The organism is Corallococcus praedator (assembly GCF_003612125.1).
Taxonomy (GTDB): Bacteria; Myxococcota; Myxococcia; order Myxococcales; family Myxococcaceae; genus Corallococcus; species Corallococcus praedator.
In genome coordinates, this window is record NZ_RAWI01000758.1 from 1 (window position 1) to 1,294 (window position 1,294).

Annotated in this window: 3 protein-coding genes; 1 reads left to right on the forward strand and 2 read right to left on the reverse strand. The window is 69.5% G+C overall.

From position 1 onward, the window contains the following. Window positions 1–21: 21 nt before the first annotated feature. Window positions 22–537, forward strand: coding sequence for a hypothetical protein (locus D7Y13_RS41520; protein ID WP_147444368.1), 516 nt, complete (start codon window positions 22–24; stop codon window positions 535–537). Window positions 538–572: 35 nt separating this feature from the next. Here D7Y13_RS41520 and D7Y13_RS41525 read toward each other — a convergent pair whose 3' ends face one another. Both D7Y13_RS41525 and D7Y13_RS41530 read right to left on the reverse strand, forming a co-directional pair. Further along, window positions 573–695 (reverse strand): aminopeptidase, encoded by a 123-nt coding sequence (locus D7Y13_RS41525; RefSeq protein WP_120537198.1) that lies wholly within the window; start codon window positions 693–695, stop codon window positions 573–575. A gap of 56 nt (window positions 696–751) precedes the next feature. Continuing rightward, on the reverse strand, window positions 752–1,294 hold a 543-nt coding region (locus D7Y13_RS41530), incomplete at its 5' end, for a P1 family peptidase (RefSeq protein ID WP_208734554.1).

A 1,294-nucleotide genomic window follows, 5' to 3' on the forward strand; every position in this document is an offset into this window, starting at 1 on the left:
ACCCCACGGAGATTCCCACCCATGAAAACTGGACGTTTCCTCCCCCTGGTGACCGTCACGACGGCTGTGGTGTCCAGCGCCGTCCTCATGCTCGCGCCCGCCTGCGACGACGAAGGCACCCCGCTGGACTGCGCGGAGACCTGCGCTCCGGTGGAGGGCAGCTACCCCCTGGCCTTCCTGGCCGACGCGGGCCTCCCGCCCGAGTGCGTCAACCTGAACGTGCCGCCCCTGCCGGACGGCAAGGACCTGGTGCTGGAGCGCGAGGGAAGCGCCCTCACCGCGTCGCTGGACGGGGTGGACCTTCAGGGCCAGGTGTTCCCGTCGGGGGACCTGAGCGTGACGGGGGGGCCGCCGCCCAGCAGCGATGGGGGGCTGACGACCTTCCTGAGCCTCAACGCGTCCTTCACCGGCGGGGTGGCGGACAGCGGAGTCGGAGGAAGCCTCACGGGGAGCTTCAGCGGCAACTACTCACGGATCCAGGGCAACGCCAGCCAGCGCTGCTCCGTGACACGCCCCTTCACGGCGACCCGGCGGTGAGCCAGGGCCGCCGGGAGCGGCGCCCAGGGCGATGACTACTTCTTCTTGCCTTCGGCGGCGGCGGCCTTGGCGGCTTCCTTCTGCTTCTTGATCCGCTTCCGCCAGTGCTGACGGATCTTCATCTGCACGCGGCGGTGCTTGCTCTTGCTGTTGGCCATGTGGGTGGCTCCTGGGGCTCCGGAATGGAGTAAAGGGGGGCTTACCTATCAGAAGCCTACGGGCTCCCGGAAGAGGAACCCTCGGGGTCAACGGGGCCGGAGGGGACATTTCCACCGGATTCCGTCCCGGGAGGCCCGTCCGGGTCGCTGTCGGGCTCGTTCGGGGCCGGCCGGGTGGGGAATGGGATGCCCTCCGCGCCGCGCACGTTGGTGGGCAGGGCGGACGACACCGTCACCTCCCCCTCCCGGTCCTCGTCGCTGGGGCGCTCCCGGGAAGCCGGGGCGCTCGTCTGGTGGGGGCGCTTCTTCACCGAGGCGAAGATGGGTCGGCAGGCGTCCACGAAGCGGCGGACCTCGTCCAGGGGCAGCGCCGGGGAGTAGTTGTCGTTCACCCCCGTCATCGGCGTGGCCATGCACATGGCGTTGAGGATGGCCTCCTCGGTGGCCTCCATCACGGCCTCGTAGAGGGGGTCCAGACGCTGATCCAGGAGGATCTTCATCTTGTAGACCATCTTCTGGGTGCGCCTGGGGATGATGTTCGCGGTGGAGAAGCCCACCACGATCTCCCCGGAGCCGTGCGCCGCGTAGCTGCCCACCCG

Coding starts and splice junctions, on each gene's coding strand:
- D7Y13_RS41520 (WP_147444368.1), top strand. CDS start 22: ATGAAAACTGGACGTTTCCTCCCCCTGGTGACCGTCACGACGGCTGTG.
- D7Y13_RS41525 (WP_120537198.1), bottom strand. CDS start 695: ATGGCCAACAGCAAGAGCAAGCACCGCCGCGTGCAGATGAAGATCCGT.